This window comes from Lichenibacterium dinghuense, from assembly GCF_021730615.1.
Lineage (GTDB): Bacteria > Pseudomonadota > Alphaproteobacteria > Rhizobiales > Beijerinckiaceae > Lichenihabitans > Lichenihabitans dinghuensis.
In genome coordinates this window covers 481926-508432 of sequence record NZ_JAJLMN010000001.1, presented here as the reverse complement: position 1 = coordinate 508432, position 26507 = coordinate 481926, and the positions used below count along the sequence as shown (strand labels likewise).

The 26507-nt window shown below is 71.2% G+C and carries 24 protein-coding genes; 15 read left to right on the top strand and 9 right to left on the bottom strand.

What is annotated here, in order from left to right:
• Nucleotides 1-211 precede the first annotated feature (211 nt).
• The 3 genes from rplU to L7N97_RS02365 all read left to right on the top strand — a co-directional run bounded on the left by rplU (nt 212) and on the right by L7N97_RS02365 (nt 1790).
• Nucleotides 212-613, top strand: a complete 402-nt coding sequence (gene rplU / locus L7N97_RS02375) for a 50S ribosomal protein L21 (RefSeq protein WP_237476777.1) — start codon at nt 212-214, stop codon at nt 611-613.
• 102 nt (nt 614-715) lie between these two features.
• On the top strand, nt 716-994 hold the full coding sequence (gene rpmA / locus L7N97_RS02370; protein WP_237476776.1) for a 50S ribosomal protein L27: 279 nt from the start codon (nt 716-718) through the stop codon (nt 992-994).
• 193 nt (nt 995-1187) lie between these two features.
• Entirely contained in the window at nt 1188-1790 is a 603-nt protein-coding gene (locus L7N97_RS02365; RefSeq protein WP_237476775.1) for a GNAT family N-acetyltransferase, read from the top strand.
• An 11-nt stretch (nt 1791-1801) separates the two neighbouring features.
• Here the strand turns inward: L7N97_RS02365 and L7N97_RS30110 are convergent, their stop codons facing one another.
• From L7N97_RS30110 to L7N97_RS02345, 4 genes are all read right to left on the bottom strand, one after another.
• Nucleotides 1802-2605: an MOSC domain-containing protein gene (locus L7N97_RS30110; protein ID WP_237476774.1), complete on the bottom strand. Its 804-nt coding sequence runs from the start codon at nt 2603-2605 to the stop codon at nt 1802-1804.
• Nucleotides 2606-2623: 18 nt separating this feature from the next.
• On the bottom strand, nt 2624-3397 hold the full coding sequence (locus tag L7N97_RS02355; protein ID WP_237476773.1) for a ferredoxin--NADP reductase: 774 nt from the start codon (nt 3395-3397) through the stop codon (nt 2624-2626).
• A 155-nt stretch (nt 3398-3552) separates the two neighbouring features.
• Complete coding sequence (locus L7N97_RS02350) at nt 3553-4773, bottom strand: ABC transporter substrate-binding protein (RefSeq protein WP_237476772.1); 1221 nt, start codon at nt 4771-4773, stop codon at nt 3553-3555.
• An 88-nt stretch (nt 4774-4861) separates the two neighbouring features.
• A complete protein-coding gene (locus tag L7N97_RS02345; protein ID WP_237476771.1) occupies nt 4862-5530 on the bottom strand; it encodes a dienelactone hydrolase family protein in 669 nt (222 codons plus the stop codon).
• Nucleotides 5531-5639: 109 nt separating this feature from the next.
• On the opposite strand from L7N97_RS02345, the gene L7N97_RS02340 reads away from it, so the two are divergent.
• Both L7N97_RS02340 and L7N97_RS02335 read left to right on the top strand, forming a co-directional pair.
• Nucleotides 5640-6467 (top strand): FkbM family methyltransferase, encoded by an 828-nt coding sequence (locus L7N97_RS02340; RefSeq protein ID WP_237476770.1) that lies wholly within the window; start codon nt 5640-5642, stop codon nt 6465-6467.
• A gap of 133 nt (nt 6468-6600) precedes the next feature.
• Entirely contained in the window at nt 6601-6897 is a 297-nt protein-coding gene (locus L7N97_RS02335) for a DUF1488 family protein (RefSeq protein ID WP_237476769.1), read from the top strand.
• A gap of 120 nt (nt 6898-7017) precedes the next feature.
• Here the strand turns inward: L7N97_RS02335 and L7N97_RS02330 are convergent, their stop codons facing one another.
• On the bottom strand, nt 7018-8436 hold the full coding sequence (locus tag L7N97_RS02330) for a glutamate synthase subunit beta (protein WP_237476768.1): 1419 nt from the start codon (nt 8434-8436) through the stop codon (nt 7018-7020).
• A 4-nt stretch (nt 8437-8440) separates the two neighbouring features.
• Entirely contained in the window at nt 8441-13192 is a 4752-nt protein-coding gene (gltB, locus tag L7N97_RS02325) for a glutamate synthase large subunit (RefSeq protein ID WP_237476767.1), read from the bottom strand.
• A 467-nt stretch (nt 13193-13659) separates the two neighbouring features.
• On the opposite strand from gltB, the gene L7N97_RS02320 reads away from it, so the two are divergent.
• The 3 genes from L7N97_RS02320 to L7N97_RS02310 all read left to right on the top strand — a co-directional run bounded on the left by L7N97_RS02320 (nt 13660) and on the right by L7N97_RS02310 (nt 17484).
• Nucleotides 13660-14736, top strand: a complete 1077-nt coding sequence (locus L7N97_RS02320) for a threonine aldolase family protein (RefSeq protein ID WP_237476766.1) — start codon at nt 13660-13662, stop codon at nt 14734-14736.
• Between the two features lie 77 nt (nt 14737-14813).
• Nucleotides 14814-15824, top strand: coding sequence for a hypothetical protein (locus tag L7N97_RS02315; RefSeq protein WP_237476765.1), 1011 nt, complete (start codon nt 14814-14816; stop codon nt 15822-15824).
• A 124-nt stretch (nt 15825-15948) separates the two neighbouring features.
• Nucleotides 15949-17484: a cryptochrome/photolyase family protein gene (locus L7N97_RS02310; protein WP_237476764.1), complete on the top strand. Its 1536-nt coding sequence runs from the start codon at nt 15949-15951 to the stop codon at nt 17482-17484.
• A gap of 75 nt (nt 17485-17559) precedes the next feature.
• Here L7N97_RS02310 and L7N97_RS02305 read toward each other — a convergent pair whose 3' ends face one another.
• Nucleotides 17560-19167 carry an L-lactate permease gene (locus L7N97_RS02305; RefSeq protein WP_237476763.1) on the bottom strand — a complete coding sequence of 536 codons (1608 nt, stop codon included), beginning with the start codon at nt 19165-19167 and terminating at the stop codon, nt 17560-17562.
• Between the two features lie 186 nt (nt 19168-19353).
• A complete protein-coding gene (rpsT, locus tag L7N97_RS02300) occupies nt 19354-19641 on the bottom strand; it encodes a 30S ribosomal protein S20 (protein ID WP_237476762.1) in 288 nt (95 codons plus the stop codon).
• 305 nt (nt 19642-19946) lie between these two features.
• Between rpsT and rpmI the strand changes: the two genes are divergently transcribed.
• The 7 genes from rpmI (at nt 19947) to L7N97_RS02265 (ending at nt 26220) form a co-directional block, all read left to right on the top strand.
• A complete protein-coding gene (rpmI, locus tag L7N97_RS02295) occupies nt 19947-20147 on the top strand; it encodes a 50S ribosomal protein L35 (protein ID WP_237476761.1) in 201 nt (66 codons plus the stop codon).
• Nucleotides 20148-20188: 41 nt separating this feature from the next.
• Complete coding sequence (gene rplT / locus L7N97_RS02290; protein ID WP_237476760.1) at nt 20189-20560, top strand: 50S ribosomal protein L20; 372 nt, start codon at nt 20189-20191, stop codon at nt 20558-20560.
• 60 nt (nt 20561-20620) lie between these two features.
• A complete protein-coding gene (gene pheS / locus L7N97_RS02285) occupies nt 20621-21703 on the top strand; it encodes a phenylalanine--tRNA ligase subunit alpha (protein WP_237476759.1) in 1083 nt (360 codons plus the stop codon).
• Nucleotides 21704-21720: 17 nt separating this feature from the next.
• Nucleotides 21721-22020, top strand: a complete 300-nt coding sequence (locus L7N97_RS02280; protein ID WP_237476758.1) for a hypothetical protein — start codon at nt 21721-21723, stop codon at nt 22018-22020.
• Nucleotides 22017-22457 carry a hypothetical protein gene (locus tag L7N97_RS02275; RefSeq protein ID WP_237476757.1) on the top strand — a complete coding sequence of 147 codons (441 nt, stop codon included), beginning with the start codon at nt 22017-22019 and terminating at the stop codon, nt 22455-22457. The genes L7N97_RS02280 and L7N97_RS02275 overlap by 4 nt, the downstream gene beginning before the upstream one ends.
• Nucleotides 22458-22475: 18 nt before the next feature.
• A complete protein-coding gene (pheT, locus tag L7N97_RS02270; protein ID WP_237476756.1) occupies nt 22476-24905 on the top strand; it encodes a phenylalanine--tRNA ligase subunit beta in 2430 nt (809 codons plus the stop codon).
• A 106-nt stretch (nt 24906-25011) separates the two neighbouring features.
• Nucleotides 25012-26220: an acyl-CoA dehydrogenase gene (locus tag L7N97_RS02265; protein ID WP_237476755.1), complete on the top strand. Its 1209-nt coding sequence runs from the start codon at nt 25012-25014 to the stop codon at nt 26218-26220.
• Between the two features lie 43 nt (nt 26221-26263).
• Here the strand turns inward: L7N97_RS02265 and L7N97_RS02260 are convergent, their stop codons facing one another.
• On the bottom strand, nt 26264-26479 hold the full coding sequence (locus L7N97_RS02260; protein WP_237476754.1) for a hypothetical protein: 216 nt from the start codon (nt 26477-26479) through the stop codon (nt 26264-26266).
• Nucleotides 26480-26507: the final 28 nt, after the last annotated feature.

Genomic DNA, 26507 nt, shown 5'->3' with positions numbered 1-26507 from the left:
CGCGTCGAGGGCGCGATCACGTTGACAGGCGCGGTCCGGCCCCGTATCCACCACGGCTGGTCGGAGCGGCGGCATCGCCGCCGTCCGGCATCGGCGCGCAGGCGCGCCGCGCCGCTCCAGGCCGACAATCAGCGGGTCACCCTGCACAAGAAGACGGCCGTCCCCGCGCGAGCGGATGGGCAGAGCCGATCGGGATCGAAGGTACGGAAAGATGTTCGCAGTCATCAAGACCGGCGGGAAGCAGTACAAGGTCGCCGCCGACGACGAGATCGTGGTCATGACGCTCGAAGGCGAAGCCGGGGCGGAGATCACGTTCGATCAGGTGCTGAGCTACAGCGACGGCACGACCGTGCAGGTCGGCGCTCCGCTGGTCGAGGGCGCCACCGTGGCGGCCGAGATCGTGAAGCAGACGCGCGGCCCCAAGGCCATCTCGTTCAAGAAGCGCCGCCGGCAGAACTCCAAGCGCAAGCGCGGGCATCGTCAGGATCTCACGGTGGTCCGCATCACCGACATCCTGCTCGCCGGCCAGGAGCGCCGCCCCCGCGAAGCCCGCCGGGCCCGCACGACCCCCGCGGCCGACGCCGCGCCCGCCGCGGAGGCCGCCTCGGCCTGAGGCCGGCGAGCCTTCGACCCCTTCCACGGCCGGCCCGCCGGGCCGGAGACTCCGAGTCTCCGCGGCGGTCCCCGGCCTCGACAGAACTGAGGAGCATTCCCCATGGCCCATAAGAAAGCTGGCGGCTCGTCCCGCAACGGCCGCGACTCCGACGGCCGCCGTCTCGGCGTGAAAAAATTCGGCAGCGAAGCCGTGCGCGGCGGCAACATCATCGTGCGCCAGCGCGGCACCAAGTGGCATCCGGGCGCCAACGTCGGGATGGGCAAGGACCACACCCTCTTCGCCCTGTGCGACGGGACCGTGGAGTTCCAGCGCAAGCACGATGGCCGCACCTATATCGCGGTCCTCCAGAACACCGTAGCGGCGCAGGCCGCCGAATAAGGTGGGGTTCACGAGGGATCCCACCGGTGCTCACACACCCCGGTGGAAGGTCCCTCAGGGAGCGCAGGACGCGCCCCACCCGGACCGGACAGCGACGGGCCGAAAGGCTCTCAGGGGGACGTGGGCATCCACGTCCCCCTTCGTCGTTTTCCGGGGTCCGCATCGCGCGGAGCCCCCGCTCAGGAGGTCCGGCATGTTTCCCGAGATCGCGCGCGAGGACATCTTCCGCCTCGAGACCCGCCGGCTGTGGCTGCGCTGCCCGCAGGCTTCCGACGTCGCCGCCGCCCCGCCCGAGGCCGCGGAGGGCGACCCTCACCGGCACGCCGCGGCGCTGACGGCGTGGCGCGAGGCGGGCGCGGCGGGCCGCGCGCTGCACCTGCTGCTGACCGGGCGCGGCGCCGACCGCACCGTCATCGGCGCCGTGGAGCTCGCGCCCGTGCGCGGGCGCGCCGAGGACTGCGGCCTGCGGCTGCGCGTGTGGCTCGACGAGGGTCCGCGGGGGCAGGGCCTCGCCACGGAAGCCGTGCAGGCGACGGTGGACGCCGCCTTCATGCTGACCGCGACGCCGCTGGTGTCGGCCTCGGCGCGGGTGCTCGACCCCGCGTTCCGGCGTGTGCTGGAGAAGTGCGGCTTCTCGTCCTGCGGGACGGGGCTCGACCCGGCCGCGGACGGGCAGGGGCTGACGGCGTCCGACCGGTTCCGCCTCGACCGCAAGGCCTGGGCGAGCCTGAAGAGCTGGCGCGTGTTCGGCCTGCCGCACGCGTCGAGCGGAGCGGCCGAACGGCTCGGCGCCTGAAGACGCCGGCCTCAGGCCACGGCGACCTCGTCCCCGACCGCGATGCGGCCGGGGCCGCGGGGGATCAGGTTCTGGCCGAAGATGATGCGGCCCTTGGCCTTGCGGCGGAACAGGCTCAGCGTGAGCAGGGGCTCGTTCTCGGGCGAGCGGGCGCCCGTCGACTGATCGACGGTCGTCACGGCGCAGCGCGCGCAGTCCTTGACGCCGTCGAAGGGGACGGGGCCGATGCGCAGGCTCAGCCACCCGTCCTCCGCCCAGGGCGCCGCCCCGTCCACAGCGACGTTGGTGCGGAAGCAGTCCATCGACACCGGATGGGGCAGGAGGCCGTTCAGGTCCTCCAGCGAGGCGACGCTGGTGGCCAGCAGCGGGAAGCCGTCCGCGAAGGTGACATGGTCGCCGGGCGCCGAGAAGTCCGGGTCGACGGGGCGGTCAGCCGCGGGATCGGCCATGTGGACCAGCCGGCACGCCGTGCCGAGCGCGGCGGACAGGAAGGCCGCGGCCTCGTCGCCGGCGTCGCGGGCCGCGACGATGTCCCTCCACACCGTCGCGGAGCGCGACGGCGCCTGCGGGCCGGGCTCCATCACGATGACGCGGCCGGTGTCGGGATTCGACAGCTCGAGGCCGTCCGGCCCGAGATGCGCCGCGATCTCGGCCATGCGGGGCAGCTGGCGCTGGGTCAGGAAGCGGCCCGAGGCGGCTTCCACCACCATGTAGCGCCGGTCGCCCTCGAGGCCCCACGGGTGGACGACGGCCCCGGGGACGGAGTGACCCCGCAGGCCCTTGACCGGATAGATCCTGATGTCGGAGACGCGCACGACCCACCCTGAGACAGATCAGCGCTCCGCGAAAGCCTTCTCGACCACGAACTGGCCGGGCTCGCCGTGGTTGCCCTCGATGAAGCCGCGGTCGAGCAGCAGCGCCTTGGTGTCGACCAGCATGCCGGGCGAGCCGCACATCATCACGCGGTCGTGCTCGGCCTCCAGCGGGTCGAGCTCGAGGTCGTCGTTGATCTTGCCCGAGGCGAGCAGGTCTGTGATGCGGCCCGTGTTGCGGAAGGGCTCGCGCGTCACGGTCGGATAGTAGACCAGCTTGTCGCGCAGGATCTCGCCCAGCAGCTCGTCCTGCGGCAGGTGCTCGGTGATCATGTCGCCGTAGGCCAGCTCGGCCACCTGCCGCACGCCGTGCACCAGGACCACCTTCTCGAAGCGCTCGTAGGTTTCCGGGTCCTTGATGACGCTCAGGAAGGGCGCGAGCCCCGTGCCGGTGCCGAGCAGGAACAGGTTGCGACCGGAGTGGAGGTTGTCGATCACCAGCGTGCCGGTGGCCTTGCGGCTCACCATCACGGCGTCGCCGACCTTGAGGTGCTGCAGGCGCGAGGTCAGCGGGCCGTTGTCGACCTTGATCGAGAAGAACTCCAGCTCCTCCTCGTAGTTGGCGCTGGCCACCGAATAGGCGCGCAGCAGCGGCTTGCCGTTGACCGGGATGCCGATCATCGTGAACTCGCCGTTGCGGAAGCGGAACGACGGGTTGCGGGTCGTCTTGAAGCTGAAGAGGTTGTCGGTCCAGTGGTGGACCGACAGCACGGTCTCTTCGTTGAAGTTGCTCACGTCCTCGCTCCGGTCCTGTTCGCTGCCCTCGGCCGCGACCCGCCGAGCGCGGTCCTGGCCTGTTCGTCGATAGACGAATATGTGCGGTGCAACATAGCGTCAACCTGCGCGCCGATGCGGCACGGCTGACATGCGGGAGGGCTGGGGACGGCGCCTCACTCGGCCGGCCGCATCCCCTTCGCCTCGGCCTCGGTGGGCAGGTATTTCGCGCCGTCGCGGTAGGTGAACTCGGTCATCACGCCGCGGTTGTTCTGTTGCGCCGTCCGGCCCGTGAAGGTGCCGAGCGTCGACTGGTGGTCGACGGCGCGGAACTGCGCGCGGCCGAAGGGCGAATCGAAGCTGATGCCTTCCGCCGCGGCGATGAGCTTGTCCGCGTCGGTCGAGCCGGCCTTGCGCAGCACGGCCGCCGCCGACTTCACCAGCGTGTAGCCCACCACGGAGCCCATCCTGGGCGCCTCGCCGAACCGGGCCTGGTAGGCCTTCGCGAAGGCGTCGTTCTCCGGCGTGTGCAGCCCGCCCGACAGCGGGTAGCCGGTGACGATCCAGCCCGTCGGCGCCTCGTCCTTCAGCGGGTCGAGGTATTCCGGCTCGCCGGTGAGGAAGCTCACCACGGAGCGGTCCTTGAACAGGTCGCGGGTCTGGCCCTCGCGCACCAGCTTCACGAGGTCGGGGCCGAACTCGACGTTCAGGATCGCGTCGGGCTTGGCCGCCGCGATGGCCTGGACCACGGGGCCGGCGTCGATCTTGCCCTGCGTCGGCCACTGCTCGGCCACCCAGGTCACGTCCGGCCGCCGCGCCGCGAGCAGCTTCTTGAACACCGCCACGGCGGACTGGCCGTATTCGTAGTTGGGCGCGATCGAGGCCCAGGTCTTGGCCGGCAGCTTGGCGGCCTCGTCGGCCAGCATCGCGGCCTGCATGTAGTTCGAGGGCCGCAGGCGGAAGGTGTAGCGGTTGCCGGCGGACCAGACGAGCGCGTCCGTCAGCGGCTCGCCCGCGAGGTAGAACACGCGGTGCGCCTTGGCGAAGTCGGACAGCGCGAGGCCGACATTGGAGAAGAAGCCGCCGGCCAGCATCGCCACGTGGTCGCGCGACACGAGCTCGTTGGCGGCCGTCAAGGCGTCCGCGGGCTTGCCGGCGTCGTCCTTCGCGATGACGGTGAGCTTCTTGCCGTCGATGCCGCCCGCGATGTTGATCTCGTCGACCGCCATCTGCCAGCCCTTGCGGTAGGGCTCGGTGAAGGAGGGCAGGGCGGAATAGGAGTTGATCTCGCCGATGCGGATCTCGCCCTCCTCGGCGCGGGCCGGCCGCGGCGCCGTCGCCAGGGCGAGCAGGGCGGCGCCGATCAGGCTCCGCCGCAGGATGACGCCGTGCCCCATGTCGCTCCTCCCCGCGCCGCCGTGCCGCGCGGCGTGCGAGGCTTGTCACCCATCCCCGGCCGATCCGCAACCGGCCGGGGGCCGTGGCTCAGCCGACGTGCTCGGCGAAGAAGGCCAGCGTGCGCTCCAGCGCCGCGGCGGCGCTCGGCTTGTCGTAGGACCCGCGGGCGTCGCAGTTGAAGCCGTGGCCGGCCGGGTAGGTGTAGACCGGCACGCCGGGCAGGGCGGCGCGGATCGCCTCGACGTCCGACATCGGGATGTGGTCGTCGTGGCTGCCGAAGTGCAGCATCAGCGGCACGCGCGGCTCGCGGTCGAGCGACTTCGCGATGTTGCCGCCGTAATAGCCCACCGCCGCCGCGACGCCGTCGAGCGTTGCAGCCGCGGCATAGGCCAGCGAGCCGCCCCAGCAATAGCCCACGACGCCGACCCTTCCGCCCTCGGCCGCCGCCTTCACGGCCGCGGCGACGTCGAGCATCGTCCGCTCGTGCCCGACCTTGCCGACGAGCTCGACGCCGCGCGGGATGTCGGCGGGCGCGTAGCCGAGCTCGACGCCGGGCTCGGCGCGGTCGAACAGGGCCGGCGCGATGGCGAGGTAGCCCTCGGCCGCGAAGCCGTCCGCCACGCGGCGGATGTGCGGGTTCACGCCGAAGATCTCCTGCAGCACGACGATGCCGCCCCGGGGCGTCCCGGCGGGATCGGCCCGGTAGGCGTCGGTCGTGACGCCGTCCGAGGCCGTCAGTTTGATGGTCTGGCTCACCGTGTAACCCCTCGCGCTGGCGGGCGACGGCCTTCGCCTGTAGGGACAGCCACGGACGGCCCGCGCCCGCGGGACGGGCGGGATCTAACACGGCGGGGGGCCAGCGGCCATGGACGGTGAAGTCGAGCGGCTGCGCGCCGAACAGGTCGGGCACTTCATCGCGGGCGACTTCACGCGCTACTTCGCCGTCTCAGACCGGCTCGCCGCCTCCTCCTCCGGCTTCGCCCGCTCCTACGAGTGCTGGATCCACACGGTGCTGCACGCGCTGCACGGCCTCGTGCCGGACGCGCGCGTGCTGCAGGTGGGCGCCATGGACGGCAAGCGCTTCGACCCCGTCCACGCCTTCGTGGCCCACTACGGCTGGCGCAGCGTGATTCTGGAGCCGCTGCCCGACCTCTTCGCGGCGCTCCGCGACACCTACCGCGACCACCCGAACGTCACGCCGGTCGAGGCGGCGCTGCTGCCCGCCGACGGCCCCGCCACCATGACGCGCGTCGACCGCGACGCCGCCCTGTCGGGCGCGGTGCCGCTCTGGGCCGAGGGGCTCGGCACGTTCCATCCCGAGCGCAACGCGCTCGGCGGCGTCGGGGTCGGGCCGGACCTGCATGCCGCGCTGCTCGGCGCCGCGCGGCGCGAGACCGTCTCGGGCGTCACGCTCGCCACCCTGAGCGAGCGCCACGGCCTCGGCCGCATCGACCTGCTCCAGGTCGACGCCGAGGGCTGCGAACGCGACATCCTCTGGCAGGTCGATGCCGCGGGGCACCGGCCCGCCGCGGTCCACCTCGAATATTGGGCGCTGCTGCCCGACGAGCGGCGCGAGGTGATCGGCACGCTGGCGGGCTGGGGTCACGCGCTGCGCATGGGCGAGTCGGACGTGATGGCGATCTCGCCCGCGCTGCGGGCCGCCGTGGACGCCGCGGTCGGCTGGGGATGTTGAGCGTGCCTCGGCCCGCTCCGCGTCCGAGCGAAAGAGCCGGATAAGTTCACCTGCGGCGGAACCATTAACTCTCGCCGACGTCCTAGGATGGAGCCGCCGACGAGCGGTCGATTCAAGAGAGGCGATCCACGCCATGTCCTTGCAGCCCAACGGCAGCACAGTCCGGGACGAAGGGGCCTACCTGAGCTTCACGATGACGAGCGCCGGCAGGGTCGTACGCTGCCACGTGCAGCAGGGGGCGCTGGATTCGATCGAGCGCACCAGGGCCGGGGATGCCGCCGACAGGACCGAAAGGTTCGGCCGGCACCGCGCCGCCTTCGAGGCCGTCGCCCGCCACCTCCACGAGGCGGGGCTGCCCCTGCGCATCACGGCCGACCACGTGACCTGGCTCCGCCGCGCCGCTGCGGCCGGGACGCGCGCCTACGCGTGATGCGGGGCCCTGCCGCACAGGCCGGGCCGTCATCGCGCGTTCGAGCGAAGCGGTAAGACGTGAAAAGGGAGCGGGCCGTGGCCCGCTCCCTTCGTCGTCGCGACCTTTCCTTGGAGCCGCTCAGCGCGGCAGGACGGTCGAGCCCATCAGCTGCTTGTCGACCGAATGCGCCGCCTGCCGCCCCTCGCGGATGGCCCAAACGACGAGGCTCTGGCCGCGCCGCATGTCGCCGCAGACGTAGACCTTCTCGGCGGAGGCCCGGTAGCCCTTCATGTCGGCCTGGACGTTGCCGCGGCCGTCGAGCTTGATGCCGAGGTCGGACAGCATGCCGTCCGACACCGGCGACACGAAGCCCATCGCCAGCAGCACGAGGTCGGCGCGGATCTGGAACTCCGAGCCCTCGACGGGCTGGAACTTGCCGTCCACGCGCACGCAGTCGACCGTCTCGACCGTGCCGTTCGGCCCGGAGAAGCGGCGCGTCATCACGCCGAAGTCGCGGTTGGCGCCCTCCTCCTGCGACGACGAGGTGCGGAGCTTCAGCGGCCAGTCCGGCCAAGTCAGAAGCTTATTCTCCTTTTCGGGCGGCTCGGGCATGATCTCGAGCTGGGTGACCGAGAGCGCGCCCTGGCGGATCGAGGTGCCGATGCAGTCCGAGCCCGTGTCGCCGCCGCCGATCACCAGCACGTGCTTGCCGGTGGCGAGGATCGGGTTGTTGGAGCGCAGCGGCTCGCGGCCGACGCGGCGGTTCTGCTGGGGCAGGAACTCCATGGCGAAGTAGATGCCGCCGAGCTCGCGGCCCGGCATCGGCAGGTCGCGCGGCTTCTCGGCCCCGCCCGCCAGCACCACGGCGTCGAAGCCGTCGAGCACCTCCTGCACGGTCACGTCGACGCCGACGTTGACACCGCAACGGAACGTGACGCCCTCGGCCTCCATCTGCTTCACGCGGCGCTCGATATGCGCCTTGTCGAGCTTGAAGTCCGGGATGCCGTAGCGGAGCAACCCGCCCGGCCGCTGGTTCTTCTCGAACACCGTCACGTCGTGGCCGACGCGGGCGAGCTGCTGCGCGCAGGCGAGGCCCGCCGGCCCGGAGCCGATGATCGCGACGCTCTTGCCGGTGCGCTGCTTGCAGACCTCGGGCTTGATCCAGCCCTCGGCCCAGGCCCGGTCCGCGATGGCGTTCTCGATCGTCTTGATCGTGACCGGCGCGTTGTCGAGGTTCAGCGTGCAGGACGTCTCGCAGGGCGCCGGGCAGATGCGTCCGGTGAACTCCGGGAAGTTGTTCGTGGAATGGAGGTTGCGCGACGCCTCCTCCCAGTCGCCGCGATAGACGAGGTCGTTCCAGTCCGGGATCTGATTGTTGACCGGGCAGCCGTTGTGACAGAACGGGATGCCGCAGCTCATGCAGCGCGAAGCCTGCGAGCGCGTGCTCTCCTCGGACAGCGGGAGCAGGAACTCCTTGTAGTGGCGGATCCGGTCGGCGGCCGGCGCATAGCGCCGGTCCACGCGATCGAGCTCCATGAAACCCGTGATCTTGCCCATCGGGCTACTCCCCCGCGGCCGCGAGCAGCGGCTCGTCCAGTTGCGTCAGTTCGGCGAGCGCGCGGCGGTACTCGACCGGCATCACCTTTCGGAATTTGGGCAGACAGGCGGTCCAGTCGTCCAGGATCGCCTGCGCCTTGGTCGAGCCCGTCAGCCGGGCGTGGGTGGCGATGAGCTGCTGCAGGCGCTCGGCGTCGAACCGCGTCATGTCGCCCATGACGTCGACCGGCGGCGGGCCCGTCCAGTTGTCCATCTGGTGGAACAGCCGGCGGTTCCGCTCGTCCTCGCCCTTGACCATCTCCAGCTCGACCATCGCCATGTTGCAGCGCTGGGCGAAGTCGCCGTCCTCGTCGAGCACGTAGGCGATGCCGCCCGACATGCCGGCCGCGAAGTTGCGCCCGGTGCGGCCGAGCACGACCACGATGCCGCCCGTCATGTACTCGCAGCCGTGGTCGCCCGTGCCCTCCACCACCGCGATGGCGCCGGAGTTGCGCACGGCGAAGCGCTCGCCCGCGACGCCGCGGAAGTAGCACTCGCCCGAGATGGCGCCGTACATCACCGTGTTGCCGACGATCATCGACTCCTCGGGCACGAGCTTCGTGGCTTCGGCCGGCGGGTACACCACCAGCTTGCCGCCCGACAGGCCCTTGCCGACGTAGTCGTTGGCGACGCCTTCGAGCTCCAGCGTCACGCCGTTGGCTACCCAGGCGCCGAAGCTCTGGCCGGCCGTGCCCTTGAACTTCACGTGCACCGTGCCCTCGGGCAGGCCGCGGTGGCCGTAGCGCTTGGCGATCTCGCCCGACAGCATGGCGCCGGTCGAGCGGTCGGTGTTGTTGATCGGCAGCGCGATCGACACCCGCTCGCCGTTCTCCAGCGCACCCTGCGCCCGCTCGATCAGCGTGCGGTCCAGGACCTTGCCGAGGTTGTGGTCCTGCTCCTCCGCATGGCGGATGCCGACGCCCTCGGCCGCCTCCGGCTTGTGGAACAGCTTGGAGAAGTCGAGGCCCTTCGCCTTCCAGTGGTCGACCACCTTCTCGCGGTCCAGCATCTGCATCTGGCCCGTCATCTCCTCCATGCGGCGGTAGCCCATGGCGGCCATCAGCTCGCGCACCTCCTCGGCGACGAAGAAGAAGAAGTTGATGACGTGCTCGGGCGTGCCGACGAAGCGCTTGCGCAGCACCGGATCCTGGGTGGCGACGCCGACCGGGCAGGTGTTGAGGTGGCACTTGCGCATCATGATGCAGCCCGCCGCGATCAGCGGCGCGGTGGCGAAGCCGAACTCGTCAGCGCCGAGCAGCGCGCCCACCACCACGTCGCGGCCCGTGCGCAGCCCGCCGTCCACCTGCACGGCGATGCGCGAGCGGAGCTGGTTCAGCACCAGCGTCTGGTGCGTCTCGGCGAGGCCGATCTCCCAGGGGGAGCCGGCGTGCTTGATCGAGGTGAGCGGGGACGCGCCCGTGCCGCCCTCGAAGCCCGACACGATGACGTGGTCGGCGCGCCCCTTGGACACGCCGGCCGCCACGGTGCCGACGCCGATCTCGGACACGAGCTTCACCGACACGAGGCTGGTCGGCGACACGTTCTTCAGGTCGTAGATGAGCTGCGCCAGGTCCTCGATCGAGTAGATGTCGTGGTGCGGCGGGGGCGAGATGAGGCCCACGCCCGGCGTCGAGTGGCGCACGCGCGCGATGGTGGAATCCACCTTGTGGCCGGGCAATTGCCCGCCCTCGCCGGGCTTCGCGCCCTGCGCCATCTTGATCTGGATCATGTCCGAGTTGACGAGGTACTCGGTCGTCACCCCGAAGCGGCCCGACGCCACCTGCTTGATGGCGGAGCGCATCGAGTCGCCGTTCGCCATCGGCTTGTAGCGGTCGGCCTCCTCGCCGCCCTCGCCGGTGTTGGACTTGCCGCCGATGCGGTTCATCGCGATGGCGAGGGTCGTGTGGGCCTCTCGGCTGATCGAGCCGTACGACATGGCGCCGGTCGAGAAGCGCTTGACGATCTCGGCCGCGCTCTCGACCTCCTCCAGCGGCACGGGCGCGCGCCCGTCCTCATCGGCGGTCTTGATGCGGAACAGGCCGCGGATCGTCAGCAGCTTCTCGTCCTGCTCGTTCAGGATCTGGGCATAGGCGCGGTACTTCTCCTGCGCGTTGCCCCGCACCGCGTGCTGGAGCAGCGACACGGACTGCGGCGTCCAGGAATGGGTCTCGCCGCGGACGCGGTAGTTGTAGTCGCCGCCGACGTCGAGCGCGTTGCGGTAGATCGGCGAGTCGCCGAAGGCCAGCGCGTGCCGCTCCGCCGTCTCGCGGGCGATCTCGTCGAGGCCGACGCCCTCGATCTTCGACTGCGTGCCGGTGAAGAAGGCCTCGACGAAGGCCGTCGACAGGCCGATCGCGTCGAAGATCTGCGCCCCGCAGTAGCTCTGGTAGGTCGAGATGCCCATCTTGGACATGACCTTGAGCAGGCCCTTGTCGATCGACTTGATGAAGCTCTTCACCGCGTGGGCGTGGTCGATCTCTTCCGGGAACTCCGTCGCCAGCGCGTGGATCGACTCGAAGGCCAAGTAGGGGTTGACCGCCTCGGCGCCGTAGCCGGCCAGGCAGGCGAAGTGGTGCACCTCGCGCGCCTCGCCGGTCTCGACCACGAGGCCGACGGAGGTGCGCAGGCCCTTGCGGATGAGGTGGTGGTGCACCGCGGCCGTGGCCAGCAGCGCCGGCACGGGGATGCGGTCCGGCCCCATCATGCGGTCCGACACGATGATGATGTTGTAGCCGCCGCGCACGGCCTGCTCGGCGCGCTCGGCGAGCCGCGCCAGCGTCGGCGCGAGGCCGTCCGCGCCCTCCTTCACCGGATAGGTGATGTCGAGCGTCTTCGTGTCGAAGGCGTCCTCGAAGTAGGAGATGCAGCGGATCTTCTCCAGGTCCTCGTTGGTGAGGATCGGCTGGCGCACCTCGAGCCGCTTCTTGGACGAGTGGCCCTCGAGGTCGAAGATGTTGGGCCGCGGGCCGATGAAGGAGACGAGGCTCATCACGAGCTCCTCGCGGATCGGGTCGATCGGCGGGTTCGTCACCTGGGCGAAGTTCTGCTTGAAGTAGGTGTAGAGCAGCTTCGCCTTGTCGGAGAGCGCCGAGATGGGCGTGTCCGTGCCCATCGAGCCCATGGCCTCCTGGCCCGTGGCCGCCATGGGGGCGAGCAGCGTCGTCAGGTCCTCCTGCGTGTAGCCGTAGGCCTGCTGCTTATCGAGCAGCGACACGTCGCGGCGCGCCTCGCGGGCCTCCACGGGCTGCAGCTTCTCCAGCACGATCTGGGTCTGGTCGAGCCAGGCGCGGTAGGGATGCGAGGCGGCGAGCTCCGTCTTCATCTCCTCGTCGGAGACGATGCGGCCCTGCTCCAGGTCGACGAGCAGCATCTTGCCGGGCTGCAGGCGCCACTTGGTGACGATCTTCTCCTCGGGGATGGGCAGCACGCCCATCTCGGAGGCCAGCACGACGAGGTCGTCGTCGGTCACGAGGTAGCGCGCGGGGCGCAGCCCGTTGCGGTCGAGCGTGGCGCCGATCTGCCGGCCGTCCGTGAAGGCGACCGCGGCCGGGCCGTCCCAGGGCTCCATCAGGGCGGCGTTGTACTCGTAGAAGGCGCGCCGGTCCTCGCCCATCAGCGGGTTGCCGGCCCAGGCCTCGGGGATCAGCATCATCATGGCGTGGGCGAGCGAGTAGCCGCCCTGCACGAGGAACTCCAACGCGTTGTCGAAGCAGGCCGTGTCGGACTGCCCCTCGTAGGAGATCGGCCACAGCTTGGTGATGTCCGAGCCGTAGAGCTCGGAGGTGACCGACGCCTGCCGCGCCGCCATCCAGTTCACGTTGCCGCGCAGCGTGTTGATCTCGCCGTTGTGGGCCACCATGCGGTAGGGGTGGCTCAGCGACCAGGACGGGAAGGTGTTGGTCGAGAAGCGCTGGTGCACGAGGGCCAGGGCCGAGGTGAAGCGCTCGTCCTGCAGGTCCTTGTAGTACTTGCCGATGCGCGAGACGACGAGCAGGCCCTTGTAGACGATCGTGCGCGACGACATCGACACGATGTAGAAGCCGCCCATGCGCGGGTCGGCCGAGCGGTACACCGCGCCCGAGATCACCTTGCGCAGGATGTACAGGCGGCGCTCGAAGGCCTCCTGGTCGGGCGTGCCGGCCCCGCGGCCGACGAAGAGCTGCCGCGACACGGGCTCGCCGTCCACCACGCTGTAGCCGAGCAGCGACGGGTCGACCGGCACGTCGCGCCAGCCGAGCAGCACCTGGCCCTCGGCCGCGACCGCCTCGGCCACGATGGCCTCGACCGCGGCGCGCCCTTCCGCGTCGCGCGGCATGAAGAAGAAGCCGACGCCGTAGCGGCCGGCCTCGGGCAGCGCGAAGCCGAGCCGCTCCGCCTCCGCGGCGAAGAAGTCGTGCGGGATCTGGGTGAGCATGCCGCAGCCGTCGCCGGCGTGCTGGTCCGCGCCCACGGCGCCGCGATGGTCGAGGTTCTCCAGGATCTGGAGGCCCATGGCCACGATGGAATGCGAGCGGCGGTTCTTCATGTCGGCCACGAAGCCGACCCCGCAGGCGTCGTGCTCGTTCGACGGGTCGTAGAGGCCTTGCGCGGCCGGCAGGCCGGGGTCGCGGACGGTCGGCACGGGTTTGGGTTCGGTCACGCGCTTGGCGATCTCGGCCGCACGGGCGGCGCGGGCGGGCGATGCGATGACGTCGATGTTCCCCTCGTCCATGGACATGGGACGATGCTCCCTCACTGTACCGAAGCGGCGGGCCGCGCCCGCCTCCTGCCGCCGGTGGAGACAGATGCCTGCCCGCCCACCGACCCGGCTCCGGCCGACCCGCTCCGGGACCGCCGCGAACCGCCCGTCCCGGCGCCGGAGCGCGCGGGAGGCACTCAAAACAGGTCAGCATGGCTGTCCTATTTGGAGCCGGTCTAGGTTGCAGGAAACGCGCCTCCGCACAATGGCTTTTTTGATCTATGCAAAGACCGCGCGGAGCGCCGAAGGTCGCAGAGCCCGGCCCGGTCCCGACGGGGGCATGTGGGCGCGCGCCCCGGCCCGGCGATGCGACACGGGCGCGCGCGGACCGCCTGCGGGCGTGGCCTCCCCTCGCGGAGCTTGAGGCGCGGGCGCCGCGCGCTCCCGTCGCCTCGCCCGCCGTGCTAGTCCGACGAATGCCGAGCGGCCGCGACCCGAGGGACCCGATGAACTTCTCCAGCGACAACGCGTCGGGCGCGAGCCCGCAGGTCCTCCGGGCGATCGTCGAGGCCAACCCCGGCACCGCCGCGCCCTACGGCATGGATCCCTGGACGGCCGACGCGTCGCGGCGCCTGTCCGAGCTGTTCGAGCGCGAGGTCGCGGCCTTCCTGGTCGCCACCGGCACGGGCAGCAACGCGCTGGCCCTGGCCGCCCTGGCGCCGCCCGGCACGGCGGTATTCTGCCACCAGGAGGCCCACGTCATCGAGGACGAGTGCGGCGCGCCCGAGTTCTTCACCGGAGGCGGCAAGCTCGTCGGCATCCCCGGGGCAGGGGGCAAGGTGACGCCGGACGGCTTCGCGGCCGCGCTGGCCCGCTATCCCCGCGGCATCGTCCGCCAGGTGCAGCCCGCCGCGCTGTCGCTGTCGCAGGTGACGGAAGCCGGCACCCTCTACACCGTCGCCGAGATCCGCGCCCTCGCCGACGCAGCCCACGCGGCCGGCCTCGCCGTGCACATGGACGGCGCGCGCTTCGCCAATGCGGTGGCGGCCATGGAGGCGACCCCGGCCGAGATGACCTGGAAGGCCGGGGTCGACGTGCTGTCCTTCGGCGCCACGAAGAACGGCGCCATCGCCTGCGAGGCGGTGGTGTTCTTCGACACCTCGCGCGCCGGCGACTTCCTGTTCCGCCGCAAGCGCGGGGGCCACACACTGTCCAAGGGGCGCCTCCTCGGCGCCCAGATGGCGGGATTCCTCGACGGCGGCCACTGGCTCGACCTCGCGCGCCGGGCCAACGCGCGGGCGGCGCGGCTGTCCGCCGGCCTGGCGGCGCTGCCCGGCGTGCGCCTGCCCTGGCCGACGGAGGCCAACGAGGTGTTCCCGATCGTGCCCGCCGCGGTGGACGACGCCCTCAAGGCCGCCGGCGCCCGCTATTACCCGTGGACGACGCGCTCGCTCGGGGACGACGCCGCGCCGCGCGAGGGCGAGCGCATGCTGCGGCTGATCTGCGCCTTCGACACGGAGGAGGCCGCCGTCGAGGAGTTCATCGCCGTCGCGGCGCGTGCAGCCGCGGTTCAGCCGCGCTAGTCTAGCGGGTCGGGGCCGCAGCTCCGCCGCATTGGCGTCCCATGCTGCCGCCTCATCGTCGCGAGGGGAGACGCCACATGACGGTCCGCCGGGCGCATCGCCCCTTCCAGCCCACCGCGGCCGCGCGGCCCGCCCTGCTGGCTCCCGTCGCCCTGGCGCTGGGCCTCCTCGCCGGCTCGGTGTCGGCGCCGTCGCCGGCGCGGGCGCAGTTCTTCGGCGGCTGGGGCGGCTGGGACAACGGCGGCACCTGGGACGGCATGGAACCCCAGCAGGTGCGGCGCGCCATCAGCCAGCGCGGCTTCCGGGTGCTCGCGCCGCTGCGCCGCAACGGCAACGTCTTCGTGGCCGACGTGCTCGACCAGCGGGGCCAGCACGAGCGACTCATCGTGGCGGCCGCCGACGCGCAGATCCTGCAGCGCTTCATGGTCGACGACGGACGCCAGCCCGGCGCCTTCCCGCGCGGCACGGACGACGGCCGCGACTTCACGGCGCGCGGCGGCGACGACGACCGCGGCCTCGTGCCTCCGGGCGACATCCCCAACGCCCGCCGCATCGGCCGGCCGATCGACCGCGACGCCGCCCCGCCGCAGCGCTACGGCGACCTCGGGACGGGCGACGACGGCAGCGCCGAGCCCGAATCGCCGCTCCACCGCGCGCCCCCGCCGATCCGCACCGTGAAGCCGCGGCCCCGCGTCGTCGAGCGCACGCCGGAGCCCGCTACCGGCGGCCGCGAGCCGGGCCCGGTCGAGTCGACCCCGCTCGCGCCCGTGGCGCCCCGTCCCGCGCCGCCGGCGCCGGTCGCCAAGGCGCCGGCCGCCGCCCCGGCGCCCGTGGTCGCGAGCCGGCCGGAGCCCGCGGCCGCACCGGCACCGGCTCCGGCCGCGCAGGCCGCGCCGGCGGCCCCCGCTCCTGCGACGGCGTCGCGCCGGATGACCGATCCCCTGGCGATCCCGGCGGGCGACGACGCCAAGCCCGTGCGCAACGTGGCGGCGGGCATCACGGGTTCGCCCGCGCCGGCCGCGGCTCCGGCCAAACCCGCCGCGGCCCCCGCCAAGCCGGCGGACGTGCCGGTCGCGCCGCTCGACTGAAGGCCGCACCCGCGCGGTCTGGGCCGTCGGCCTGTGGACAGGGCGCGGGGGTGCGACGTCGCGCCCGAACCGGAGGCGGGTGCCGGGCGCTAGACCGGGGCCGTCCACGCTCCGGGATTCCCCCATGTCCGCGCTCCGATTCGTCCTCGGCGACCAGCTCACGCGATCGATCCCGACCCTGAACGGGCTCGACCCGGCCGCCGACGTCGTCCTGATGGCCGAGGTGATGGACGAGGCCACCTACGTCCCGCACCACAAGCAGAAGATCGCCTTCCTGTTCTCGGCCATGCGCCACTTCGCGGACGGGTTGCGGGCCGAGGGCGTGAAGGTCGACTACGTCAGGCTCGACGACGAGGGCAACACCGGCTCCTTCACGGGCGAGCTGGAGCGCGCCGCGCGGCGCCATCTGCCGGACGCCGTCTTCGTCACCGAGCCCGGCGAATACCGCGTGGCCGAGGAGATCGACGGCTGGCGGACGCGCTTCAACGTGCCGATCCACGTGCGGCCCGACGACCGCTTCTTCTGCTCCACCGTCGACTTCGCCCGCTGGGCCGAGGGCCGGAAGAGCTACCGCATGGAGACCTTCTACCGCTCCATGCGGGAGCGCACGGGCCTGATGATGAAGGGCGGCGCGCCCGAGGGCGGGCGCTGGAACTTCGACGCCGACAACCGCAAGGCCTGGCCGCCCGGCGAAACGCCGCCGCAGCGCCTCCGCTTCGCGCCCGACGAGGCGACGCGCGAGGTGATCGACCTCGTCGAGCGCCGCTTTCCGAAGCACTTCGGCACCCTCGACGACTTCGGCTGGGGCGTCACGCGCGAGCAGGCGCTCGCGTCGCTCGACGACTTCGCGACGCGCTGCCTGCCGTCCTTCGGCGACTACCAAGACGCGATGCGGGCCGGGGAACCCTTCCTGTATCACGCGACGCTGTCGCCCTACATCAACGCCGGCCTGCTCACCGCGCGCGAGGTGGTGGATCGCGCGATCCGGGAATACGAGGCCGGCCGCGTTCCGATCAACGCCGCTGAGGGCTTCCTCCGGCAGATCCTCGGCTGGCGCGAGTTCATCCGCGGCGTCTACTGGCACCGCATGCCCGAATACAAGGACGGCAACGCGCTCGGCGCGGCCCGCTCCCTGCCGACCTTCTACTGGACCGGCGACACGCCGATGAACTGCCTGCACAACGCCATCGAGGACACGAAGCGGCAGGCCTACGCGCACCACATCAATCGGCTGATGGTGACGGGCAACTTCGCCCTGATCGCCGGGATCGCGCCGGCCGAGATCGAGGAATGGTACCTCGTGGTCTACGCCGACGCCTACGAGTGGGTCGAGTTGCCCAACGTCCACGGCATGGCGACCTTCGCGGACGGCGGGCTGATGTCCTCGAAGCCCTATGCGGGCGGCGGCGCCTACATCGACCGCATGTCGGACTATTGCAAGGGGTGCAGCTACAGCCCCAAGGTCAAGAGCGGCCCGAAGGCGTGCCCGTTCAACTACCTCTATTGGGCGTTCCTGATCCGCAACGCGCCGAAGCTTCAGCACAACGCGCGCATGGCGATGCCGTATCGCACGCTGGCAAGATGGGACGACAAGCGCAAGGCCGGCCTCGTGGCCGAGGCCGACGCCTTCCTCGATTCGCTGCCGACCGGCTATCCGTGACGGGCTCCGAGGGGTTTCGCCCTCCGGAGCAGTCGGTCGGGCGGTGGACCCGGCACCGGCCGGGTCCGCGCGCCGTCAGTGCGGGATCATCCAGGGCGTGACGTATTGCTGGATCACGACCAGCACGCCGAGCAGCACGGTGAGGATGATCGAGTGCCAGAAGGTGCGGGCGAAGACGACGCCTTCCTGGCCCTTGAGGTCCGTGACCGACACGCCGGTGGCGATGTTCTGCGGCGAGATCATCTTGCCCATCACGCCGCCCGAGGAGTTCGTGGCGGCGATCAGCACGGGGTTAAGGCCGAGCTGGTTGGCCGCCACCGCCTGCAGGTTGCCGAACAGGGCGTTGCCCGAGGTGTCCGACCCCGACAGGAACACCGCGACCCAGCCGAGGAAGGCCGACACCAGCGGGAACACGACGCCGAGCGACGCCACCGCCTTGCCGAGCGTGTAGTTCATGCCCGAATAGTTCATCAGGTAGGCGAGGCCGACGATCAGCGCCACCGTGAGGATTGCGATGCGCGTCTGGCGCAGCGTGCGGCCGATGCAGTCGAAGAAGGCGCCCGCGGGCACGCGCAGCACCAGGGCGGTGATGATCGTGGCCACCAGGATGGCGGTGCCGCCGGCCAGCGGTTGGAAGGTGTAAACGGCCGCGTAGGGCTTGTTGTAGAGCGTGATGAAGACCTGGTTGTGCAGGCCGGGCCACTCGAACTTCTGCGCACCGATGTTCTGGATGCCGAACGAGGTCCAGATGATCACCGTGGCGGCGACGATGACCCAGGGCAGCCAGCCCTGCCACGACGTCACGGCCCCGCGGGAGCCGACCGCGCCCATGGCGGCCGGGCGCACCATGGCGAACTCCGGGTCGAAGCGCGGCTTCCAAACCTGCAGGAAGCCGATCGTGACCACCAGCGACCCGAGCGAGGCCAGCACGTCCGTCAGCTTGTAGTCGATGAGGTTGGACGACAGGAACTGCGAGAAGGCGAAGGAAAGGCCGGCCACCAGCAGCACGGGCCACAGCGCCCGGATCGAGCGCATGCCGCTGTAGACGAACATGACGTAGAAGGGCAGCAGCACGCCGAAGAAGGGCAGCTGGCGGCCGATCATGGCGCCGAGCGTCACGTCGCTGAGGCCGGTCACCTGGCCCAGCACGGTGACGGGCGCGCCGAGCGCGCCGAAGGCCACCGGCGCCGTGTTGAAGATCAGCGTGAAGGTCAGCGCCTCGATGGGCTCGAACCCGACCAGGATCAGCAGCGCGCTGGTGATGGCGATGGGCGTGCCGAAGCCCGAGATGCCTTCGAGCAGCGCGCCGAAGCAGAATCCGATGACGACCAGCACGATGCGCCGGTCGTTGGGAAGGTGCTCGATCACCCAGTCGCGGAAGGCGTCGAAGCGCCCCGACACGACGGCGATGTTGTAGAGCAGCAGCGCGTTGACCACGATCCACATGACGGGCCACACGGCGAAGACCATGCCGTTGAAGGTGGCGTCGAGGCCCACGCTGAGGGGGAGCTGCCAGACCAGCGTCGCCAGGATCAGCGCGACGAGCAGGCCGGTGGCGGAGGCCTGCCAGGCGGGACGGCGCAGGATGCCGAGCATCACCAGGACGACCGCGATCGGCACGGCGGCGACCAGGAAGGACAGAAGAAGGTTGTCGCCGACGGGCGTCAGCAGCTGATGAAACAAGGCGATCCCCCCGCAATTTTGCGGCGACCTTGTCGCAATCACGGCTGCATTGCAATGCAGCTATGCCTCAGCCGGGCGGCTTTTTCGCTGCAGCGCACGCGTCGGAGGACGAAAAAAAGCGCGCCGATGGGCGCGCTCGATCCTCGCTTGGACCCCTGCCGTCCGGCCGGGGTCGGTCGGCTTGCGTCAGTTGGCCTGAGCGGCCGGCTGGGCCGACAGGGCCTTCACGCGGGCGGCGAGGCGGGACACCTTGCGGGACGCCGTGTTGGCGTGGATCACGCCCTTCTGGGCCGAGCGCATCACCACCGACTCCGTGGCGGCCAGCACTTCGCGGGCCGCGGCGGCGTCGCCGCTGGCGATCGCCTCTTCGGCCTTGCGAAGCTGCGTGCGCATCGCGCTCCGGCGCATGCGGTTGACCGCGGTGCGGCGTGCGAGCTTGCGGACGGCCTTCTTGGCCGAGGAGGTATTCGCCATTATCCAGGGTTCCCGAACGGCGGCCCAGCCCGACTTGTGTGTCTGAGGAGGCCACGGCAGATGGCGGCGCCGGAGCGCCGTGAATGAAGCCCCGTCCCTAGCCGCGATCCGCGGGGCCGTCAACGTCGGCGTGGTGCGCCCTCGCGGCGGGCGGCGAAAAACCTTGCCGCGCTTCGGCCGTGCGGCTAGAAGGCGCGTCTCCCCCGATCGTCCGGCCTGCCAGGGCTGCCGTGGCGATCCTTCCGCTCGTCCTCGAACCAGAGTGGGCTTCCCGGCACCGGCCGGCGATGCCCCGTGAGAGCCAAATGCCCAAGTTGAAGACCAAGTCGGGCGCCAAGAAGCGCTTCAAAGTCACCGGCACCGGCAAGGTGCTCTACGCCCAGGCCGGCAAGCGGCACGGGATGATCAAGAGGACCAACAAGCAGATCCGCAACCTGCGCGGCACCAACGTGCTGTTCAAGACGGACGGCGACAACATCAAGCGGTACTTCCTGCCGCACGCCTGAACCCGCTGCCTGTCCTCCCCATCTGAGAAGAGAGATCATCCATGGCCCGCGTTAAGAGGGGCGTCACGTCCCACGCCAAGCACAAGAAGACGCTCGACGCCGCGAAGGGCTTCTACGGCCGTCGCAAGAACACGATCCGCACCGCCAAGGCGGCCGTCGATCGCTCGATGCAGTATGCCACGCGCGACCGCAAGGTGAAGAAGCGCACGATCCGCGCCCTGTGGATCCAGCGCCTCAACGCCGCCGTGCGCGAGCTCGGCCTCACCTACAGCCGCTTCATCGACGGCCTGAACAAGGCCGGCATCGAGCTCGACCGCAAGGTCTTGTCGGAGCTCGCCATCTCCGAGCCGGAGGCCTTCAAGGCCATCGTGGAGAAGGCCAAGGCGGCCGCCCCGGCGCCCGCCGCGGTCTGAGCATGACGACGCGGGCCGCGGGATCGCCGCGGCCCGTCCACGAAGATCAGTGAGACGAACATGGTCGACGAGGCCGAACTCGAAGCGTCCATCCTGGCCGAGGTCGGGGCGGCCGGCACCGAGGCGGCGCTCGAAGCCGTCCGCGTGGCGGCGCTCGGCAAGAAGGGCTCCGTGTCGGCCCTGATGGCGACGCTCGGGCGCATGTCGCCGGACGAGCGCAAGGCGCGCGGCGCCGCGCTGAACCTGCTCAAGGACCGCGTGTCGGACGCCCTCGCGGCGCGGCGAGGGACGCTCGCCGCCGAGGCCCTGGCGGCCCGCCTCGCCTCCGAAACGCTGGACGTGTCGTTGCCCGTGCGCGAGGCGCCCGTGCTCGCCGGCCGCCTGCATCCGATCAGCCAGGTCACGGACGAGATCACCGCGATCTTCGCCGACATGGGCTTCGCGATCGCGGAAGGCCCGGACGTCGAGACCGACTTCTACAACTTCACCGCGCTGAACTTCCCCGTCGGCCATCCGGCGCGGGAGATGCACGACACGTTCTTCTTCGCGCCGAAGCCCGACGGCGAGCGCCGCCTGCTGCGCACCCACACCTCGCCCGTGCAGGTCCGCACCATGCTGGCCCAGAAGCCGCCGATCCGCGTGGTCTGCCCCGGCCGCACCTACCGCTGCGACTCGGACCAGACCCACACGCCGATGTTCCACCAGGTGGAGGGGCTCGTCATCGACAAGCGCGCCAACCTCGCCAACCTGAAATGGGTGCTGGAGGAGTTCTGCCGCGCCTTCTTCGAGGTGGACAGCGTGAAGATGCGTTTCCGCCCCTCCTTCTTCCCCTTCACCGAGCCGTCGATGGAGGTGGACATCCAATGCGCGCGCCGCGGCGACGAGATCCGCTTCGGCGAGGGCGAGGACTGGCTGGAGATCCTGGGCTGCGGCATGGTGCACGCCAACGTCCTGCGCGCCTGCAATATCGACCCCGACGAGTACCAGGGCTTCGCCTGGGGGATGGGCATCGACCGCATCGCGATGCTGAAATACGGCATGCCGGACCTGCGGCCCTTCTTCGACGCGGACGTGCGCTGGCTGGAGCACTACGGCTTCCGCCCGCTCGACATCCCGACGCTGGCGGGCGGCTTGACGGGGTAGCGCAGAGGAGGGCGCGGATGGAGGACGTCCAGCACGTCATCGAGGCGGCGGTTCACGCCGCCCTGGGACCGATGTCGATCAACGGCGTCGACGTCGTCTTCGGGCACGACCAGGACGACGAGGAAGCCTACTACGTCGCGATCGAAGTCCCGCATTCGACTCCGCGTCTCGGCGGTGAACGGCTGCTGTCGGCGATGACCGGCGTCAATGACGCGCTCATCGCGGCCGGAGAGCGCCGTTTCGCCTACGTCAAGTTCCGCTACCTCGGCGAGGAGGCGGCCGACGAAGGGGAGTCGGCCAGAAGCTCCGAGTCATGAAGCCGGAGGATCTGCTGGATCTCGCCCGCGGACTGGCGCGTCGTGAGGCCGGGCGGCCGAGGTCGGTCTCGCTGCGTCGGGCCGCATCGAGCGCCTACTACGCTCTCTTCCACACCCTCTGCACGCTCTGCGCCGGGAGCCTCGTCGGCGAGAAGCCCTGGCGGCACTACACTCCGGTCTATCGATCGCTGGACCATAAGAAGGCTCTCGACGGGCTGAGAGGGGCCGGGCCTCGGTTGTCCGTGGTCGCGAGGGCGTTCAAGAGCCTTCAAGACAAGCGGCACGAGGCGGACTACAGCCCCGAGCCCTTCTCGCTGAACCGCGCCGACACGCTCGATCTCATCGAGGTCGCAGCGCAGGCGATCGACGCCCTGAACGCCCTCACGGCTGATGAGAAGCTCGCGCTCGCGATCAAGCTCGTCGTCAAGCCACGCTGACCCGGACACCTCGGACCCATGAAATTCACCCTCTCCTGGCTCAAGGACCACCTCGACACCGAGGCCACGCTCGCCGACATCGCCGACGCCCTGACCCGCGTCGGGCTCGAGGTCGAGGGCATCGAGGACCCGGCCGAGCGTCTGCGCGGCTTCACGGTCGCCCGCGTCATCGAGGCGACGCAGCATCCCAACGCCGACCGGCTGCGCGTCTGCTCCGTCGACACCGGCGCGGGCGCGCCCGTGCAGGTCGTGTGCGGGGCGCCCAACGCGCGGGCGGGGCTGCTCACGGTCTTCTCGGCGCCGGGCACCTACATCCCTGGAAAGGACCTCACGATCGCCTCCGGCGTGATCCGCGGCGTCGCGTCGGACGGCATGCTGTGCTCGGCCGCCGAGCTCGGCCTGTCGGAGGAGCACGACGGCATCACGGAGCTGCCCGGTGACGCGCCGGTCGGCCGCGCCTACGGCGCCTACGCCGGCATGGACGACCCCGTGATCGACGTCGCGCTGACGCCGAACCGGCCCGACGCCGCCGGCGTCCGCGGCATCGCGCGGGACCTCGCCGCCCTGGGGCTCGGCCGCCTGAGGGACGAGGCGGCGCCGGCCGTCGAGGGCCGCTTCGCCCAGCCGGTCGCGCTGGAGCTCGACCTCGCGGCGGGCGACGAGCACCTGTGCCCCGCCTTCGCGCTGCGCCTCGTGCGCGGCGTGAGGAACGGGCCCTCGCCCGACTGGATGCGGCGGCGGCTCGCCGCCATCGGCCTGCGCCCCATCAACGCGCTGGTCGACATCACCAACTACATGACCTTCGACCGCGGCCGGCCCCTGCACGTCTTCGACGCCGCCAAGGTCCACGGCGCCATCACGGTGCGCCGCGCCCGGGAGGGCGAGTCGCTGCAGGCCCTGAACGGCCGCTCCTACGCGCTCGACCCCTCGGCGGTGGTGATCGCCGACGATCGGGGCGTCGAATCCATCGCCGGCATCATGGGCGGCGAGGCCTCGGGCTGCGGCGAGGATACGACGGACGTGCTGATCGAGAGCGCGCTGTGGGACACGACCAACGTGGCCCAGACGGGCCGCCGGCTGTCGCTGTCCTCCGACGCGCGCTACCGCTTCGAACGCGGCGTCGACCCGGCCTATACCGTGCCGGGGCTCGACCTCGCGACGCGGCTCGTGCTCGACATCTGCGGCGGCGAGCCCTCCGACGTGACGCTGGCCGGCGCCGTGCCGAAGCCGGACCACCGCATCGACTTCCCCCTGAGCGAGGTTCACCGGCTGACGGGGCTCGACCTCGAGCCCTCCGAGATGCAGCGCATCCTGGAGAAGCTCGGCTTCGACCTCGTCGGGCACCCCGACAATGCCGACCGGATCGTCGTGCGCGTGCCGTCGTGGCGGCCGGACGTTCACGGCAAGGCCGACCTCGTCGAGGAGATCGTCCGCATCGCCGGCCTCGACCGCGTCGAATCGCAGCCGCTGCCGCGCGAGCCCGGCGTGCCGCGCCCGGTGCTGACCCTGCTGCAGCGCCGCACGCGCCTCGCCAAGCGCGTGCTGGCCGGGGAGGGCCTGCTCGAAGCCGTCACCTGGAGCTTCGTGTCGGACGAGCAGGCCAAGCTGTTCGGCGGCGGCAAGCCGGAGCTCAGGCTCGCCAACCCCATCGCGGCCGACCTCAGCGCCATGCGGCCGAGCCTGCTGCCCGGCCTCATCGCGGGCGCCGGGCGCAACGCGGCGCGCGGGGCGGGCGACGTCGCCCTGTTCGAGGTCGGCCAGGTGTTCCTCGGCGACGGCGAGGTCGACCAGCGCGTGGTTGCTGCCGGCCTGCGCCGCGGCACCGCCAAGGCGGCCGGCGCGGGGCGGCACTGGACGGGAGCGGCCGGCGCCGTCGGCGTGTTCGACGCCAAGGCGGACGCGCTGGCGCTGATCGCCGCGCTGGGCGTCAACCCCGCCGCCGTGCAGGCGGTGCCGGGCGGGCCGGACTGGCTGCATCCCGGCCGCTCGCTCACCTTTCGCATGGGGCCGAAGAACACGGTCGGCTTCTGCGGCGAGGTCCACCCGGAGGTGCTGCGCGCGCTCGACGTCGCGGGCCCGCTCGCGGTCTTCGAGATCACCCTCGACGCCCTGCCGGCCCCCAAGGCGAGGCCCACCAAGGCGCGGCCGAAGCTCCTCCTGTCGGACCTCCAGCCGGTGGAGCGCGACTTCGCCTTCCTGGTCGACCGCGAGGTCGCCGCCGCCGACCTCGCCGGCGCGGCGCAGGGCGCCGACCGCGCGCTGGTGTCGGGCGTGTCGGTCTTCGACGTCTACGAGGGCAAGGGCGTGCCGGAGGGGCAGAAGTCCGTCGCCATCGCGGTGACGCTGCAGCCGAAGGATCGGACGCTGGCCGAGGCCGACCTCGACGCCGTGAGCAAGCGGGTGGTCGAGGCGGTGGCGAAGAAGACGGGCGGCACGCTCAGGGGCTGACCGTTTCCGCGGCGCGCGAGCGACGCGGTGGCTCCTGGCCTTCGCCGTCGGCCGAGACTAGCATGGCTCGATGAGCGACGGCCCGCCGCCGCCGGGGAGGCCCGCCATGAACGCCCACGACCGAGTCCTGCCCAAGGCCGCGGCCTTCCAGTGGGACGACCCGCTGCTCCTCGACGATCAGCTCTCGGCCGAGGAGCGCATGATCCGCGACACGGCGCGGGACTACGCGCACGAGAAGCTCGCCCCGCGCATCCTCGCCGCCTACCGTGACGAGGCGGTCGAGCCCGAGATCTTCGCCGAGATGGGCGCGCTCGGCCTCCTCGGCGTGACGCTGCCGGAGGACTACGGCTGCGCCGGCGCGTCCTACGTGTCCTACGGCCTCGTGGCGCGCGAGGTCGAGCGCGTCGATTCGGGCTACCGCTCGATGATGAGCGTGCAGTCCTCGCTGGTCATGTACCCGATCCACGCCTACGGCAGCGAGGCGCAGCGCGCGAAGTATCTGCCGGGACTCGCCTCCGGCACCCTGATCGGCTGCTTCGGCCTGACCGAGCCCGACGCCGGCTCCGACCCCGCCGGCATGCTGACGCGGGCCCGCAAGGTCGAGGGCGGCTACGTCATCTCCGGCGCCAAGACCTGGATCTCCAACGCGCCGATCGCCGACGTCTTCGTGGTCTGGGCCAAGTCGGACGCGCATGACGGCGCCATCCGCGGCTTCGTGCTCGAGAAGGGTATGAAGGGCCTCTCCGCCCCGCGCATCGCCGGCAAGCTCAGCCTGCGCGCCTCCGTCACGGGGCAGATCGTGATGGAGGACGTCGCGGTCGGCGAGGAGGCGCTGCTGCCCGGCGTGTCGGGGCTGAAGGGGCCGTTCGGCTGCCTCAACCGGGCGCGCTACGGCATCTCCTGGGGCGTGATGGGCGCCGCGGAGGACTGCATGCATCGGGCGCGCGGCTACACGCTGGACCGGCACCAGTTCAAGCGGCCCCTGGCGGCCACGCAGCTCATCCAGAAGAAGCTCGCCGACATGCAGACCGGCATCGCGCTCGGCCTCCAGGCGTCGTTGCGCGTCGGGCGGCTGATGGACGAGGGGCGGACGGCGCCCGAGATGATCTCGCTGGTGAAGCGCAACAACTGCGGCGTGGCGCTCGACATCGCCCGCACGTCGCGCGACATGCACGGCGGCAACGGCATCACGGCCGAGTACGGCGTCATGCGCCACAGCCAGAACCTGGAAACGGTGAACACCTACGAGGGCACCCACGACGTCCACGCGCTCATCCTCGGGCGTGCCATCACGGGGCTGCAGGCCTTCGGCTGACGCGGAGAGGCGCCGCTCGCGCGGCGCCCCGCCGTCGGATCGCTCAGTAGGCGCGACGATAGTAACGGTGGCTGCGGCGATACTTGGAAGCGTAGTGGCCGGCCGCGCAGCCGGCGGCCGCGCCGGCGAGGCCGTGATGGGCGAAGTGGCCGGCGATGCCGCCGACGATCGCGCCGGTGATGCAGCCCGCCTGGGCCTCGGACACGGACACCGAACCCAGCGCGGCGAGAGCCGCCACGGCGACGATGATCTTGCGCATTGTGTATCCCTGAACTGGTTGCGACCCG